Origin of the sequence: Desulfacinum infernum DSM 9756, from assembly GCF_900129305.1 — a bacterium.
GTDB classification, from domain to species: domain Bacteria; phylum Desulfobacterota; class Syntrophobacteria; order Syntrophobacterales; family DSM-9756; genus Desulfacinum; species Desulfacinum infernum.
The window spans coordinates 1-15,430 of sequence record NZ_FQVB01000003.1; the positions used below are offsets into that span (position 1 = coordinate 1).

12 protein-coding genes, 1 tRNA gene and 1 pseudogene are annotated in these 15,430 nt (G+C 59.2%); 11 read left to right on the forward strand and 3 right to left on the reverse strand.

Annotation, left to right across the window (positions count from 1 at the left end):
- Positions 1–198: 198 nt before the first annotated feature.
- Positions 199–2,163 carry an ATP-dependent nuclease gene (locus tag BUB04_RS00015; RefSeq protein WP_073035744.1) on the reverse strand — a complete coding sequence of 655 codons (1,965 nt, stop codon included), beginning with the start codon at positions 2,161–2,163 and terminating at the stop codon, positions 199–201.
- Between the two features lie 98 nt (positions 2,164–2,261).
- Positions 2,262–2,489 carry a hypothetical protein gene (locus BUB04_RS00020; RefSeq protein ID WP_073035746.1) on the reverse strand — a complete coding sequence of 76 codons (228 nt, stop codon included), beginning with the start codon at positions 2,487–2,489 and terminating at the stop codon, positions 2,262–2,264.
- Positions 2,490–3,211: 722 nt separating this feature from the next.
- Between BUB04_RS00020 and gpW the strand changes: the two genes are divergently transcribed.
- Together gpW and BUB04_RS19715 are read left to right on the forward strand one after the other, a co-directional pair.
- The gene (gene gpW, locus BUB04_RS00025; protein ID WP_073035747.1) at positions 3,212–3,433 is read left to right on the forward strand and encodes a gpW family head-tail joining protein; all 222 of its coding nucleotides are present in this window, start codon (positions 3,212–3,214) and stop codon (positions 3,431–3,433) included.
- 77 nt (positions 3,434–3,510) lie between these two features.
- Positions 3,511–4,959 (forward strand): annotated as a pseudogene (locus BUB04_RS19715) (phage portal protein).
- A 214-nt stretch (positions 4,960–5,173) separates the two neighbouring features.
- On the opposite strand, the gene BUB04_RS00035 reads toward BUB04_RS19715, so the two are convergent.
- A tRNA-Arg gene (locus BUB04_RS00035) sits at positions 5,174–5,250 on the reverse strand.
- Positions 5,251–5,760: 510 nt separating this feature from the next.
- Between BUB04_RS00035 and BUB04_RS19185 the strand changes: the two genes are divergently transcribed.
- The 9 genes from BUB04_RS19185 (at position 5,761) to lpxA (ending at position 15,428) form a co-directional block, all read left to right on the forward strand.
- Positions 5,761–5,925 carry a hypothetical protein gene (locus BUB04_RS19185; RefSeq protein WP_178371851.1) on the forward strand — a complete coding sequence of 55 codons (165 nt, stop codon included), beginning with the start codon at positions 5,761–5,763 and terminating at the stop codon, positions 5,923–5,925.
- Between the two features lie 124 nt (positions 5,926–6,049).
- Positions 6,050–7,540 carry a lysine--tRNA ligase gene (gene lysS, locus BUB04_RS00040; RefSeq protein WP_073035749.1) on the forward strand — a complete coding sequence of 497 codons (1,491 nt, stop codon included), beginning with the start codon at positions 6,050–6,052 and terminating at the stop codon, positions 7,538–7,540.
- A gap of 10 nt (positions 7,541–7,550) precedes the next feature.
- Entirely contained in the window at positions 7,551–8,783 is a 1,233-nt protein-coding gene (locus BUB04_RS00045) for a lipoprotein-releasing ABC transporter permease subunit (protein ID WP_073035751.1), read from the forward strand.
- Positions 8,776–9,468 carry an ABC transporter ATP-binding protein gene (locus BUB04_RS00050; protein ID WP_073035752.1) on the forward strand — a complete coding sequence of 231 codons (693 nt, stop codon included), beginning with the start codon at positions 8,776–8,778 and terminating at the stop codon, positions 9,466–9,468. The genes BUB04_RS00045 and BUB04_RS00050 overlap by 8 nt, the downstream gene beginning before the upstream one ends.
- 37 nt (positions 9,469–9,505) lie before the next feature.
- Positions 9,506–12,163, forward strand: coding sequence for an outer membrane protein assembly factor BamA (gene bamA / locus BUB04_RS00055; RefSeq protein WP_073035754.1), 2,658 nt, complete (start codon positions 9,506–9,508; stop codon positions 12,161–12,163).
- Positions 12,164–12,566: 403 nt separating this feature from the next.
- Positions 12,567–13,100 carry an OmpH/Skp family outer membrane protein gene (locus BUB04_RS00060; protein WP_073035756.1) on the forward strand — a complete coding sequence of 178 codons (534 nt, stop codon included), beginning with the start codon at positions 12,567–12,569 and terminating at the stop codon, positions 13,098–13,100.
- Positions 13,101–13,155: 55 nt separating this feature from the next.
- A complete protein-coding gene (gene lpxD, locus BUB04_RS00065) occupies positions 13,156–14,214 on the forward strand; it encodes a UDP-3-O-(3-hydroxymyristoyl)glucosamine N-acyltransferase (RefSeq protein ID WP_073035758.1) in 1,059 nt (352 codons plus the stop codon).
- A complete protein-coding gene (fabZ, locus tag BUB04_RS00070; RefSeq protein ID WP_073035759.1) occupies positions 14,198–14,626 on the forward strand; it encodes a 3-hydroxyacyl-ACP dehydratase FabZ in 429 nt (142 codons plus the stop codon). The genes lpxD and fabZ overlap by 17 nt, the downstream gene beginning before the upstream one ends.
- Before the next feature lie 28 nt (positions 14,627–14,654).
- Complete coding sequence (gene lpxA / locus BUB04_RS00075) at positions 14,655–15,428, forward strand: acyl-ACP--UDP-N-acetylglucosamine O-acyltransferase (protein ID WP_073035761.1); 774 nt, start codon at positions 14,655–14,657, stop codon at positions 15,426–15,428.
- Positions 15,429–15,430 lie beyond the last annotated feature (2 nt).

Below are 15,430 nucleotides of genomic sequence, written 5' to 3' on the forward strand. Positions count from 1 at the left end.
TAACGGGCGCCGCGGATCAGCGGCGGACGCGGAGGCGAGCCTTCTCGCCGCAGCGTCCGTCCGCTGCAGCCGCGTGTTCGAGGGCGCGCATGGCGCGTCCCCTAACACGTGGATGCCAATCCGCGGCGCCGAAGGCGGCGTCGGTTGCAGCGGCGGGTTGGGCGGCACATCCCAAGAGATTGCCTTCGCCGCTTATTCTTACTTCATGGCAAGAATCCTGTTTACTATGTTCTCAAGGGTGGGGCTCCGACCATGTCGCTGGGCCATTTGGATAACTTTAGCAATAACCATAGGATTCTTGATTGCGTATTTCTTTTTAGGAATACAGAAGTCTTCTTGGCATGCTTTGAGGCACTGTTCAAATTCATCTTTCCCAATCTCATCCTGAAGGGTATATTCTAATTTACTCTCAAAACAGGCAAACTGGTCACAAACTTGGCAGGGCCAATCTTCCACGGTTTTCCCCATAAGCCTGAGAAGGCGATGATTCTCCTCTGGGTTAGAATTATTCTCGCCCTTGTCACTATCCCATATCACATAAACAGGGATACCCAAGTGGCGAAATATCGCTGTGGGGCGGTCCAAACTTCTCTTGCCGCCACATGGAATAACTGAGATGCCTTTACTCTCCAAATCGTATCCCATAGCAGCAGCAACCCCAAGTATGGCAGCTCGATCATCTTCACCTTCCACAAGTACAATTACTTCAGCAAAAAAGCCCTCACTCATCCAAGGTGTCATAATGGTCTGAAGACGAGGCAACAAGGTCTCACCTGTATATTGTTGAGAGGGTTTACCATCTGCTTCCCATATGGTTTCTGCCACTTTGTCCAGATTCGTGCTGATGACTCTTGTTACTTTAGGCTTGTCTGGCGCATAAGAAGTTTTTCGAAACAACCGTATTTGATCAACGCGATCAATACCTACGAATAGAGGGGAATGTGTGGAGTAAACAACTTGTGTCCTCTCTGCGACACCAGGTATCTTCCCTGAAGCAAGCTGAGACAGGATCTTTGCGAGGTGACGCTGTCGGTTGGGGTGCTGATACAGTTCTGGCTCCTCAATCGAAAGTACAAGATTAGGTAAGCGTATCTCCTGCTTGGCTTGATTCTGCTTCTCCGAAGATTCATCAACAGTCATCATCACACTTTGGGCTAGGACAAGGTGTTGCAGTATGGTCAGGATAAATGCTCTTTGCAGACCATGTCCTGTCCGAGAAACAACAGACGAATAACCATCTTCGATGATTTTCACCTCTGCCTGCGGCAAAGGAATGTTTATTTCAGGCGATGGAAGCCATTGTAAATCCACTCTGACATCAGAATCTGGAACGAACGTCTCTAGTGTCTTTGTCATTCTATCTGCGAGAGAGGTTAACTCGGCTCGGCTTGCTGGGTCTATGATCTCGCTATAACGTTCTTGAACCTCTCTCTTAAAACTCGCCAAATCGTTGTTGGTGGATAAAGCATTGCGCACTACCAAATCCATCAGTTCCGTAAGAACAGAGCCTCGCCCCTCTGCACTATCATCGGATGCATCACGAACTGCTGGTATAAATATGAAATGAGTAAACCTGCCCAAGTATCCCTGAGCAACTTCTTTGAAACCAAAGAACTGGCCGTCATCTCTTTGCCTTGTACAGCAATCAGGATGCTCTGCTTCCCATTGCTTTAGGTTATCTGGCACTGCTCCGAGGGTTGACCACGGGGGAAGTGAACCAAAATCTGCTTGTGTTCGGACTCTTTCATAAGCCTCCCTCGCGCTTTTGCCTCTGTCCTTGATAGCCAGCGCATCACGAATTTCTTGAAATGCTGGATTTTGAAGCGTGGATCCATGGTACTTCCAGGTGACCTTTCCATTGTCCCAGACAAACACTCGCTCAACTGTTAGTTTGTCGCCTTGCATATAACTCGAGAATTGTGCTTGGGCTTCTGGGGACAAATCTCTAAACGTGACAGTGATTATGATTTCCGCTGTCGTGTCTCTATTGTAGAAATCATCTATCTCGATTCTTGGAGATGACTCATAAAAAAGCTGTAGTCCTCTGAGAAATGAGGACTTCCCAGAGCCATTAGAGCCGACAAGTGCAGTAAGACTCTCGAAGTACAACGTTTCATCAAGTATGGAGCGGAAGTTTCTTACGCGGATGGATTCAAGAATCATTCGCTTGTCTCCCTAATCAAACCTCGACAGAAAGCTGTCAAACTATCTCTGCTTGCCCATGTCAAAGAGGGCAGTGCGATTAGCCTTTTGATCCTTGCCTAACGCTCCTTGCGTGCATACGCTTTACGAACGTGCCTGTTTATGAAAGCGTTTAAGCCTTGACCATTTTGCGCAAGTCTTTTCATCTGCTCTATATTGTTTGCGCCAGCACTTGCGTAGGTGTAGAGGTAGATTGAACCATCGGAGAATTGTATTCTGACGAAATCATCACCGATCTCGTACCCAACAACGCCAGAGTCACCGCCAAGGTTTGCATATCTTTCCATTTGGTTCCTCCTAACTCTTGAGTTGTACGTCTGATTGCGCCGCCCAACTCTTTATTCTACACAATCTCCCTTAGGTCGCGATCCTTGAATAGGAGGAGCCCAGAAGGACCGAGCGCCGTCGGGCTGTTCATGCTTGTAGGTATTGAGAACGTGGGTGCTCAGGACGTTCGGACTCAAGATCTTCCAATTACCCTTGGCTACCTGTTCCCCCTGTTATAGAGATTGGAGATAATCAGCGATTCGATTGGCCGGGATGTCCTAGTTCGCCTTTTTCCACCAGCTGATGGAGTCGACCGTCTGCGCCACGATGGAGCCGATGCAGCTCACTTTTGACGATTTATGCCAATTTTCACACTGCATTGCAAGTGTGTTTGAATTGTTCCCGGGAACAGCCGGGAAGAAGGACGGATCCGGGAATTCTCATTAGTGAACTTTGGATCCAGGATGTGGAAATCCAAGAGATGAAAATCTGCTGCGGTGGTGGTCAAAAAAGCGCGCCAAGCGGTCCTGAGATGCTCATTCCAGCAGACGTCCACGGGTTCAGGGAATGTGGCACAGGCGTGTCAAAGGTTGAAAATATGTGTGAACAGTAATCTCCTTTGCTTTTCCGGTTATAGCTGGTCATAATCGGGCATAGTCGGGTAAATGCGAAATCGGGCGGAAAGCGGGTGTTATCCTCGTCGGGAGGATGGCACCCGCTTTTTTGTTGGGAGTGCGAAGAGATGGCCTACACGGAGACTGACCTTCAGAGCGTGCAGCAGGCGATCCTGGCGTTGGCGTCGGGAAAGCGCGTGGCGTCGGTTCGGATCGGCGAGACCACGGTGGAATACGGCCAGGTGGATCTGGAAAAGCTCCGCCGCCTGGAGGCCCAAATCCGGTCCGACATACAGGCTGCGGCCGGCAGGAAGCGTTTCGTCCTGACCGCCACCTCCAAGGGGTTGTGATGGCGCCGAAACCACCCGGAAGGGACCCTCGATTCCTCCGCATTCTGGATCAGTTCGGTCGTCCGGTTCCGCGCCGCATGCTCACCGCGGACTACGAGACGGCGTCCTTCGGACGTCGGCTGGCTCCGACATGGGGAACCTCGACGGCCGGGCCCAACATGTCCCTGGCGTGGTCATTGGGAACCCTGCGGGCCAGATCCCGTCAGCTCACGCGAAACAAGGACATTTCCTCCGGAGCCGTGGACACCTGGGTGTCCAACCTCATCGGCACCGGCATCACCCCCCCCCGCTGGCAGATCGACGACAAGGCGCTCAAAAAGGACCTGCAGGACTTGTGGGCCGATTGGATCCAGGAATCGGACGCAGACGGGATGCTGGACTTTCACGGCCAGCAGGCCCTGGCCGCCAGGGCCATGGTGGAATGCGGCGAGGCCTTGGCGAGACTCCGAATCCGAAGGACGGAAGACGGGTTGGCGGTTCCGCTTCAGGTGCAGCTCCTGGAACCGGACCATCTGGACGAGACCTACTCCGGCACGGCCGAAAACGGAAACCCCATTCGCATGGGGATCGAATTCAACCGGATCGGCCGGCGCGTCGCCTACCACCTCTTCAGAGATCATCCCGGAGACGGCCTGGGGTCGACCGAAAGGACCCGCGTTCCGGCTAGCGAGATCTGTCACGTCTATCGACCGCTTCGGGCCGGTCAGCTCCGGGGAGTCCCCTGGATGGCGCCGGTGATCCTGACCTTGCACGAGCTGGACTAATACGAGGACGCCGAACTGGTCCGGAAGAAGACGGCCGCCATGTTCGGCGGGTTCATCACGCAGCCCTACGACGAGGACGACCTTTCGCCGCTGGGTCTTTCCTCCGGGGTCGACGCACAAGGAAGGGATCTCGTGGCCCTGGAGCCCGGGACCTTTCCGGTCTTGGATCCCGGCATGGACATCCGGTTCGCCGAGCCGGCCGACGTGGGCGGTCAGTACGAGGCCTGGGTGACCCAGCAGCTACGGCGGATCGCCAAGGGCGTCGGCATCACCTACGAGCAGCTGAGCGGAGATCTTCGCGGCGTCACCTACTCGTCCGTTCGGGCGGCGCTCCTGGAGTTCCGGCGGTTTTGCAAGCAAATCCAACTCCAGGTGCTCGCATTCCAGTTCTGCCGGTGCGTGGCGGTCATGTGGATGGACCTGGCCGTCCTTTCCGGCGTGCTGCCCATCCGGGACTACTGGGACAATCGCAGGACGTACCTTCGCGTCACCTGGCGGCCGGACGGCTGGGACTGGGTGGATCCCTGGAAGGATCAGAAGGCCGAGCAGTTGTCGGTGCGGTGCGGGTTCAAGAGCCGGGCCCAAGTGATCGCGGAGCGCGGCGGAGACGTGGACGTCGTGGTGCTGTGGGTTTTCTTCCTGGTGGGCTTGCGACCCAGGGGGGGACCCACCCGATCAAGTGCCCGTCAAGTAAGCCCGCAGAGTAAGCGAACACACACCGAGCACACTGTTGAGACAAAACGTCCCCCGAGATCATCCTAAGTGGGACGATTGCGCATACGCGTGGAAGGGACAGGAAGAAATTCCGCATGTGCTTGGCACCCCGTCCCGCCCCAGGACAATGCCGGTCCTAGTGACTGCGTGGGCTTTGGCCCGAGGGTGAAGGGGCCGGGGAGCAAAAGCGACTTCCGGGTAAGCAATGGGTACGCAACAAAAGAGCGGCTATGACGCAATCGCCATAACCGATTGAAATTACTGGCGCGCCTGGGAGGATTCGAACCCCCGACCCACGGATTAGAAGTCCGTTGCTCTATCCACCTGAGCTACAGGCGCCCGCCGCGCCCGGCTCACACCGGGCCAAACGCGCGTTTACTTTACGTGAACCGGGCGCCTTGTCAAGTGCGTTTCCCGGGAGACCAAGGCTCCTCGGGTGCACCCGCGGATCGCAAAGGTTCCACCGGGGGGGGCGAATCATCATTGTTCCGTGGCGTCGAGCCCTGCTTGAAATGCCGCCGATTGGAAGTGGGCGATTGCTTGGCAAACAGCGGTCCCGACGGGCGGGCATAAAGCCCGCCCCTACAAAAGCGCAGGGCATCCCGGGGCAGGGACGGGGTTGATTCCCGTCCGCCAAGCGCAGCCTTCCCACGGGCTCCCGTCGCGCCGCCACCTCCTTCCCCATCACTCATCACCCTTTCCCTTTTAACCTTTCTCCTTTCCCCTTTCGCCTTTCGCCTTTCCCCTCCCCCCTTTTCCTTTTGCCAAGAAGGACAAAAACCGGTAAATCAGTGGGAACGTTACCGAAAGCACAAAAAGAGTTTCCGTCACGCAGCAGAGGAAAGGATCATGACCAAGAACACGGCCATCATGTGCCTGGGCGGCGGCGTCTTCCTCTTCATCCTGGGCGCCGTCCGGCTTTGGAATCAGGGGGATTGGGTGCTTCTCATCCTGAGCATCCTCATCATCGCGTTCAGCACGTCCAGTCTTCTCAAGATCAAGAATTCCGAGTGATTCCCGCCTCCACCCCGCGTCCGGGGACGGCGCTTGACGGGATGGGTCAAATCAACTAACGTTCAAGCGCTTTTGAGCCGGATTCCGGCAAGCTACCGACGCCATCAGAAAGGACACGGAGGTTATGGAAGATCTCAGCCGCGTGCTGCGCGAACGACTGGAAAAAGCGGAAGAACTGGAAAAAGAAGGCATCCCTCTCTATCCCAACGGCTACTCCGTGGAAGACACCGTGGCCCGCATCCTGGAAGATCACGGCCACAAGACCGCTGAGGAACTGGATCAGGACGACACCGTCTTCACCGTGGCCGGCCGGATCATGGCCGTGCGGTCCCACGGCAAGTCCACCTTCATGCACATCCAGGACGGGACGGGACGGATCCAGATATACTGCCAGCAAAACCGCCTGGGGAAGGAAAGCTACACCCTGGTGAAGCGGCTGGATATCGGGGACATCATCCGGGTGAAGGGCCCCCTTTTCCGCACCAAGACCGACGAGCTGACAGTGCAGGCCGACGAAGTGATTCTCCTCACCAAGAGCCTGCGGCCTCTTCCGGAAAAGTACCACGGCCTCAAAGACGTGGAGACCCGGTACCGACAGCGCTATGTGGACCTCATCGTGAACCCCCAGGTGCGCGAAACCTTCATCAAGCGCACCCGGATCGTGCAGGCCATCCGCCAGTTTTTGACGGATCGCGGCTTCCTGGAAGTGGAAACGCCCATGATGCAGGTCATCCCGGGCGGAGCCACCGCCAAGCCCTTCAAGACCCACCACAACGCCCTGGGGATCGACCTCTACCTTCGGATCGCCCCCGAACTCTACCTGAAGCGCCTCTTGGTGGGCGGTTTCGAGCGGGTCTTCGAACTGAACCGTAACTTCCGAAACGAGGGCATTTCCACCCAGCACAACCCAGAATTCACCATGCTGGAATTCTACCAGGCCTACGCCACCTACGAAGACTTCATCCGCCTGACGGAGGAGCTCTTCGCGTACGTGGCTCAAACGGTGAACGGCGGAAATCTTCAACTGACCTACCAGGGCCAGACCATCGACCTCACCCCTCCGTGGCGGCGTTATCGCCTTTCGGAGGCCTTGGTGGAACTGGGGGGCGTTCCGCCCGCGGCCATCACCGATGCGGACGCGGCCCTGGAGACGGCCCGCGCCATGGGCCTGGAGGCCGAAAAGTACGAAGGCCACGGAAAGCTCCTCACCAAGATCTTCGACCTGGTGGTGGAACCCAAGCTGATCCAACCCACGTTCATCACCCATTATCCCTTGGAGGTGTCGCCGCTGTCTCGCCGAAACGAAGAGGAACCGGATCTCACGGACCGTTTCGAGCTCTTCATCGCCGGCCGGGAGATGGCCAACGCCTTTTCGGAACTGAACGATCCCAGGGATCAGAAGGAACGGTTCCTCAAGCAGGTGGAAGCGCGCGATGCCGGCGACGAGGAGGCCCACCTCATGGACGAGGACTACATCCGGGCCCTGGAATACGGCATGCCGCCGGCGGCCGGAGAAGGCATCGGCATCGACCGGCTGGTCATGCTCTTTACGGATTCGCCCAGCATCCGGGACGTCATTCTCTTTCCACACCTGAGACCGGAAAGGAAAGCCTAGCGCGATCCCCATGAACTTCGAGCTCTTCGTCAGCCTTCGCTACCTGCTGGCCAAGCGACGCCAGGCCTTCATCTCGCTCATCACGATCATCTCCGTGGCGGGGGTGGCCGTGGGCGTCATGGCGCTCATTGTGGTCCTGGCGGTCATGAACGGGTTCCAGCAGGACCTTCGGGACCGCATCCTGGGCGTGACCTCCCATGCGGTGATCGGCCATTTTCAGGGCAACTTTTCCGACTACCGGCAGGTGGTGACCGAGGTGGAACAGGAAGACGGGGTGGCGGCGGCCACCCCGTTCGTGCTCACCCAGGTGATGATGAGCTCGGGCCGGTCCGTGGCGGGTGCGATCCTTCGCGGAGTGGATCCGGAAACCGCCGGGCGGGTCACGCGCCTGGAACAGAACCTTCAATCCGGATCGCTCCGGACCGCCCTGGCGGTATCGGAAGATCAGACCGCGCCGGGAATCGTCCTCGGCGTGGAGCTGGCCGCCCGTCTGGGGGTTCAGAAGGACGACTACGTCACCCTCATCTCCCCCACGGGACGTCTCACCCCGGTGGGGCGCGTTCCCAAAAGCCGCCTTTTTCGGGTGACGGGGCTTTTCAAGTCCGGCATGTACGAATACGACAACTCTCTGGCCTACGTGCACCTGAGCGAAGCGCAGAAGCTCCTGGGCATCGGGGAGACGGTCACGGGCGTGGAGGTCCGGGTCCGGGACATCTACGAAGCCGGATCCATCGCCGAACGGCTCCAGAAACGCCTGGGTTATCCCTTCTGGGTCCGGGACTGGATGCAGATGAACCACAACCTCTTTTCAGCCCTGAAGCTGGAAAAGGTGGTCATGTTCATCATCCTGACCCTCATCATCCTGGTGGCGGCGTTCAACATCGTCAGTTCCCTCATCATGATGGTCATGGAAAAGACGAAGGACATCGCCATCCTGAAGGCCATGGGAGCCACCACGACCCACATCCGGCGGATCTTCGTCTATGAGGGCCTTCTCATCGGCGTGGTGGGAACGACCCTGGGGCTCGTGGGCGGGTTCGTTCTGTGCGGGCTTCTCAAGCGCTACCAGTTCATCGAGCTCCCCCGGGATGTGTACTACATCTCCACGCTGCCCGTTCGCATGGAGGCGCTGGACGTGATCCTCATCGCCTGTGCCGCCATCGCCATCTGTTTCCTGGCCACCTTCTATCCGTCCCGGCAGGCGGCCAAGCTTCAGCCGGCGGAGGCGTTGCGATATGAATAACAACCACGGCGCACCGGAGATCCATGCCTTGGGCATTGCCAAGGTCTTCAACAAGGGTCCGCAGCGTGTGGAGCTTTTTCACGACCTGGAATTGGTGGTGCCCAAGGGGCAGCGGCTGGCCATCGTGGGAGCCAGCGGCGTGGGAAAGTCCACCCTGTTGCACATCCTGGGCACTCTGGACCGGCCCACGGCCGGAAAGGTGCTTTTCGGCGGAGACGACGTGTACCAGTGGGAGGACGCCCGGCTGGCGGACTTTCGAAACAAGCACATCGGTTTCGTCTTTCAGTTTCACTACCTGCTGCCGGAATTTACGGCACTGGAAAACGTGATGATGCCGGGCCTCATCGCCGGCCTTCCCCGGAAGAAGATCCGAGAAAAGGCCCTGGCGCTTTTGGAAAGGCTCCAGATGGAGCACCGCCGGGATCACCGCCCGTCGGAGCTTTCCGGCGGCGAGCAGCAGCGGGTGGCCATCGCCAGGGCGCTGGTTCTGGACCCGCCGGTCTTGTTGGCCGACGAGCCCACGGGGAACCTGGACACCAAGACGGCCCGGTCGTTCCATGATCTTTTGGTTTCCCTCAACGAGGAACTGCACGTCACCATGATCGTGGTGACCCACAACCAGGAATTGGCTTCCATCATGCACCGCACCCTACACCTTTCGGACGGGCAGTTGCGGCCCGTGTGACGGACTGGCATCCATGACCCGGACAAGGAGCATTGCGATGGCGAAAAGGGTTGGCATTGCGGCACTGATCTGCCTTCTGTGCTTCGGCGCGGCGAACGCTCAAGAGCAACAACCTCCGCCGGTTCCTCGGGTGGCGGTCCTTCCGTTCGCAGCCCACACGGCGGCCCCCCAGCCCGGACTGGGCCTGACCGTCCAGGAACTCCTGGCCCAGCAGCTGCTTTCGGAAGGCATGGAGGTGGTGCCCCTTCCGGAAACCAGGCGGGTGAGCGGCCAGGCCGGGATTCGGGACCAAGCCCGGGCCCTGGAAGCGGCCCGGCGCCTCAAGGCCGATTTCGTCCTCTTCGGGAGCCTCAGCCAGCTGGGCCAGAAGGCCAGTCTGGATGCCCAGCTGATGGACGTGAACGGCCGAAAGAAGCCCGAAGTCCTCTTTGCCGAGGGATCCCTGGACGACCTCACGGGGGCGGCTGAAAACCTGGCGCTCCAGGTGGCGGTGCGCCTTCTTTCCAAGGCGGTCATCGCCGATGTTCGGGTTCGGGGAAATGAGCGCATCGAGGCCGACGCCATCCTGGTCAACGTGGAAAGCCGAAAGGGCGAGCTCCTGCGCGAGGAGACGATTCAAAAGGACATCCGGTCCATCTTCAAGATGGGCTATTTCGAGACGGTGGCCGCTGACGTGACGGATTCCGACAAGGGCAAGGTCGTCACCTTCGTGGTCAAGGAAAAGCCCACGGTGGTGGACGTCAAAGTGGAAGGAAACGACGAGATCGACGACAAGGACATCCTGGCGGCCATCGCCACCAAGCCGTTCACGGTTCTCCAACAGAGCGTGGTCACCGAGGACGTGAACCGCATCATCAAGCTCTACCACCAGAAGGCCTACTTCAACGCCCAGGTCACTTCCGACATCCAGTTTCCCCGGGACCCGCGCAAGGCCGTGGTGACGTTCCGAATCAAGGAAGGCCACAAGCTCTACACCCAGAAGATCGAATTCACCGGCAACAAGCACTTTTCGGACCGCAAGCTGCGAAGCGTCATGGAAACCAAGCAGCGCGGGTTCTTTTCCTGGTTCAGCGACAAGGGCGTGCTGGACCGCGACGTGCTGGAAACGGACGTGGACCGCGTGACGGCCTTCTATCACGACCACGGCTACATGGACGCCCGGGTGGGCACCCCGCAGGTGGAAAAGAAGGAAGACGGCTTTTATGTCACCATCCCGGTGGTGGAAGGCGAGCGCTACACCATCGCTTCCGTGGACGTCCAGGGAGATCTTCTGGAAACCACGCCCAAGGTGAAGGAGCACTTTGAGCTCAAAAAGGACGACTACTTCAGCCGGGAAAAGCTTCGAAAGGACCTGGACCTCCTCACCAAGCACTACATGGACCACGGGTACGCCTACGTGGAAGTGAGCCCGGGCGTGAAACGCGATCCCGATGCCCACAGGGCGGACATCGTTTACAACGTCCGAAAGGGCCCGCTGGTGCACATCGAGCGGATCACCATTGCCGGAAACACCAAGACGCGGGACAAGGTCATCCGGCGCCAGCTCAGGCTGGCCGAAGGGGACCGGTTCAGTTCCACCGCCCTGGAACGCAGCAACCTGAACCTGAAGAAGGTGGACTACTTCGAGGAAGTGGAGATCCAGCCCTCCGAAGGATCCACCGACGACGCCATGAACCTGCACATCAAGGTGAAGGAAAAGCCCACGGGAGCCATCAGCGTGGGCGGCGGCTTCTCGTCGGACGACGGCCTCTTCGTGGGCGGGGACATCCTGCAGCGGAACCTGTTCGGGCGCGGCCAGTACGCAGCCATCAAGGCCTACCTGGGCGGCGAGACGAGCCGGTATTCCATCAGCTTTACGGAACCTTGGCTCTTCGACACCCCTCTTTCCGCCGGCTTCGACCTGTACGACTGGTACCGGGAATACAACGATTTCAACAAGGACGCCATCGGCGGCAAGATCCGCTTCAGCCATCCGTTCGGCAACTGGAGCCGCTGGTATCTTTCCTACGTCTTTGAAAACGCCAAGGTCACCGACGTGGACGACGACGCCTCGCTCCTCATCAAGGATCAGGAAGGCCGCCAGATCAAGAGCAGTTTGATCGCCTCGGTGGAACGGGACAGCACGGACCATCCCTTCCTGCCCACGCGGGGCTCCACCCATTCGCTCACGGTGGAATATTCCATCCCCTACCTGGGCAGCGATTCGGACTTTGTGAGCGTGGTAGCCAACACCGGCTGGTACATCCCCTTGTGGTGGAAGTTCATCGGGTTCGTCCACGGAAAGGCGGGCTACATCTTTGAGCTGGACCGGGAAAACAAGCCGGTGCCCATCTACGAGCGGTTCTTCCTCGGGGGCATCAACTCCATCCGCGCTTTCGACTGGGGGGACGTGGGCCCCAAGGATCCCGACACGGGTGACTCCATCGGCGGGCTGAAGTTCGGCCTGGTAAACCTGGAGCTGCTCTTCCCGCTCATCGAAAGGATCGGCATGCGCGGTGTGGTCTTCTTCGATGCCGGCAACGCCTTCGACCGCGGCGAGGATTTCAGCATCAGCGACTTCCGCACGGCGGCCGGCGCCGGGATCCGCTGGAATTCGCCCATGGGCCCGCTTCGCATCGAATGGGGATACAACCTGGATCCCGAGCCGGGCGAAGACAAGAGCAACTGGCAGTTCTCCATGGGCGTATTCTTCTAGGAGCCGCCTGGGCGGGACCTGTGCATGGCACCGGAAGCCCTAAACGGAGTTTCGCGGGCGGGGATGAACCCCGCCCCTACAGCCCGCTCAAACGAAAGAGAGGCGGCTGCGAACACAAAGAGGCGCTAAAAACCTGTTTGTCGTAGCGCAGCCCTTCAGGGCTGCGACGGAAATCCTCGAACGATGGCGGACTTTCGCAGGATTTCCCGTCTGCTCAGGGACACGTGAGGCGCCCCGTTTCCCCGGGTCTGAAGCCCCGCGGCCACGAGGGAAGAACACATTTCACGGCGATTGGAATGGAACCTCCTTTGTCGGGTGGGCTTTAGGCGTTAAAATGGCTGGCCTCTGACGGCAGAGGGATTGAACCGACGACACTTCAACGAAAGGTAAGGAGGAATTTTTCATGAGGACACAACGCGTATGGGTGGCATTGATCGCTATCTGCGCTCTCTTGCTTTCCGCGGGTTCGGCCCAGGCCGCATCCCTCAAGATCGGCTACTTCGACCTGCAGGCCGTCCTGGACCAGTCCCAGTGGGGCAAGGAGGCCAAGGCGGAATTTGCGGCCAAGAAGGCGGCCCTTCAGAGCCAGGTGCGGGACAAGGCCAAGGAATTTGAAGACTCCAAGCAGGCTTTTGAAAAGCAACAGGCGCTCCTGGACGACAAAGCCAAGAAGGAAAAGATCCTGGAACTTCGGCAGATGCAGATGGAAGGCGAAAAACTCCTCATGCAGACCAACGCCGAACTCAACAAGCTCAGCCAGGAGCTGACCAAGCCGATCATCGACAAGGTCATCGAGATCGTCCAGTCCATGGGCAAGAAGGAAAAGTACGACTACATCTTTGAGGTCCAAAAGGGCGGTCTGGTCTATGCCACGGAAAAGACGGACCTGACCAAGGACATCATCAAAGAGCTTGACAAGGCGAAGCCGAAAAAGTAACGGTCCCCGGCCTCGCCATGGGGAAAGAGGAGATCGCGAAACGGACGGCGACCATATGACAAAGAAAGAGTACACGCTGCAGCAGATGGCGGAACTTCTGGGCGTGGAGCGCCAGGGCCCGGCGAATCTGGTGATCCGGGGAGTGGGCCCGCTGCAGGCGGCCGGCCCGGACCAGCTGAGCTTCCTGGCCAACCCCAAGTACAAGAGTCAGCTGGAATCGAGTCGGGCCGGAGCCGTCATCGTGCACCCGTCCGTCCCGGGAGTGGACCGTCCCCGCCTGCTTTCTCTCAACCCATATTGGACCATGGCCAAGGCGGCCCAGCTTTTCCATGAGCCGCCCGATCTCCCCGTGGGCGTTCACCCCACGGCCGTGGTGGCTCCGGATGCCCGCATCGCCCCCGATGCGGCCCTGGGACCGCTGGTCCACGTGGGACCGGGAGCATCCATCGGGTCCGGCACCCGGATCTACGGCCACGTGCACATCGCCGGCAACGTGACGGTGGGCGACCAGTGCCTGATCCACCCGAACGTGACCATCCTGGACGGGTGCCGGATCGGCGACCGGGTGATCATCCATTCGGGAACGGTCATCGGAAGCGACGGCTTCGGATTCGCTCAGGACGACCAGGGCCGATCCACCAAGATCCCCCAGACGGGGATCGTGGTGATCGAGGACGATGTGGAGATCGGGGCCAACTGCGCCGTGGACCGTGCCACCTTCGGCGTGACCCGCATCGGCCGCGGCACCAAGATCGACAATCTGGTCCAGATCGCCCACAACGTGGAGATCGGGGAGCACTCCATCATCGTCGCCCAGGTGGGCATCTCCGGCAGTGTCACTTTGGGAAAGCACGTGATCCTGGGAGGCCAGGTGGGCATCGCCGGCCACCTGACGGTGGGCGACGGGGTGCGGATCGGTGCCAAGTCGGCCATCGCCCATTCCGTGCCTCCGGGGCAGGACCTCATGGGCATCCCCGCCATCCCCCACAAGGAGTGGTTCCGCAATTACGCCAACTGGAAGAGGCTGCCTCGCATGCGAGACGAGCTTGCCCGGCTGAGAAAACGAGTGGACGCCTTGGAAAAGGAATTGGGACGCCATGGAAAAGACGATTGAGGAAATCATCGCCGCCCTGCCCCACCGGTATCCTTTTCTGCTCGTGGATCGCATTCTGGAGATGGGGGAAGAGGAAATCGTGGGGCTCAAGAACGTGACCATCAACGAGCCCTTCTTTCAGGGGCATTTTCCCGGACATCCCATCATGCCCGGGGTGCTCATCATGGAAGCCCTGGCCCAGGCCGGCGGCATCCTGGCCTTCAGCATGCTGGGCTCGGACGCGGCCAAGCCCGTCTATTTCATGGGCATGGACAAGGTGCGGTTCCGCCGGCCCGTCCGGCCCGGAGATCAACTGATTTTGAGGCTCAAAGTCCTTCGGCGAAAAGGCCCCGTCTTCAAGATGAAGGGCGAGGCCTACGTGGGCGATCACCTGGCGGCCGAAGGAGAACTCATGGCAACCATCGAACCGTGACGAACGACGAAAGAGGACGCTACCTTCCATGACCATTCACCCGACAGCTGTTGTGGATCCCAAGGCCGAACTGGCCGAGGGCGTCACCATCGGACCTTACGCCGTCATCGGCCCGAACGTTGAGATCGATACGGGCACCGTGGTGGGCTCGCATACCGTCATCGACGGCTGGACCCGGATCGGCCGAAACAATCAGATCAGCTCCTTCGCCTCCATCGGCTTTCCTCCCCAGGACCTGAAGTACAAGGGTGGACCCACGAGGGTGGAGATCGGAGACAACAACATCATCCGTGAATACGCCACCATCCACCGAGGCACGGAGGGCGGCGGCGGCGTGACCCGCATCGGCAACGGCAACCTGATCATGGCCTACGTGCACGTGGCCCACGACTGCATCCTGCAGAACCACGTGATCATGGCCAACGCGGCCATGCTGGCCGGTCATGTACTGATCGAAGATCACGCCATCGTGGGGGGCCTGTCCGCCGTGCACCAGTTCGCCCGGATCGGCACCCACGCCTACATCGGCGCCAAGGCGGGCATCAAGAAGGACATTCCGCCCTACATGCTCGCCACGGGCTATCCGGCCAAGCTGTACGGGCCCAACACGGTGGGGCTCAAGCGCAAAGGCTTTTCTTCGGAAGCCATCCAGGGTTTGAAGAAGGCTTACAAGATCCTCTTCCGGACCGGTCTCACGGTGGCCGAAGCCACCCGGCAGATCCAGGAAGAACTGGGGCACATCGCGGAGGTGAAGTGCCTGCTGGATTTCGTGGCGGGATCCCAAAGGGGGCTGACCCGCTGAGA

What these genes read in the sequence shown, in the direction of transcription:
- BUB04_RS00015 (WP_073035744.1), bottom strand. Translation starts at nt 2,163, where the DNA reads ATGATTCTTGAATCCATCCGCGTAAGAAACTTCCGCTCCATACTTGAT.
- BUB04_RS00020 (WP_073035746.1), bottom strand. Translation starts at nt 2,489, where the DNA reads ATGGAAAGATATGCAAACCTTGGCGGTGACTCTGGCGTTGTTGGGTAC.
- gpW (WP_073035747.1), top strand. Translation starts at nt 3,212, where the DNA reads ATGGCCTACACGGAGACTGACCTTCAGAGCGTGCAGCAGGCGATCCTG.
- BUB04_RS19185 (WP_178371851.1), top strand. Translation starts at nt 5,761, where the DNA reads ATGACCAAGAACACGGCCATCATGTGCCTGGGCGGCGGCGTCTTCCTC.
- lysS (WP_073035749.1), top strand. Translation starts at nt 6,050, where the DNA reads ATGGAAGATCTCAGCCGCGTGCTGCGCGAACGACTGGAAAAAGCGGAA.
- BUB04_RS00045 (WP_073035751.1), top strand. Translation starts at nt 7,551, where the DNA reads ATGAACTTCGAGCTCTTCGTCAGCCTTCGCTACCTGCTGGCCAAGCGA.
- BUB04_RS00050 (WP_073035752.1), top strand. Translation starts at nt 8,776, where the DNA reads ATGAATAACAACCACGGCGCACCGGAGATCCATGCCTTGGGCATTGCC.
- bamA (WP_073035754.1), top strand. Translation starts at nt 9,506, where the DNA reads ATGGCGAAAAGGGTTGGCATTGCGGCACTGATCTGCCTTCTGTGCTTC.
- BUB04_RS00060 (WP_073035756.1), top strand. Translation starts at nt 12,567, where the DNA reads ATGAGGACACAACGCGTATGGGTGGCATTGATCGCTATCTGCGCTCTC.
- lpxD (WP_073035758.1), top strand. Translation starts at nt 13,156, where the DNA reads ATGACAAAGAAAGAGTACACGCTGCAGCAGATGGCGGAACTTCTGGGC.
- fabZ (WP_073035759.1), top strand. Translation starts at nt 14,198, where the DNA reads ATGGAAAAGACGATTGAGGAAATCATCGCCGCCCTGCCCCACCGGTAT.
- lpxA (WP_073035761.1), top strand. Translation starts at nt 14,655, where the DNA reads ATGACCATTCACCCGACAGCTGTTGTGGATCCCAAGGCCGAACTGGCC.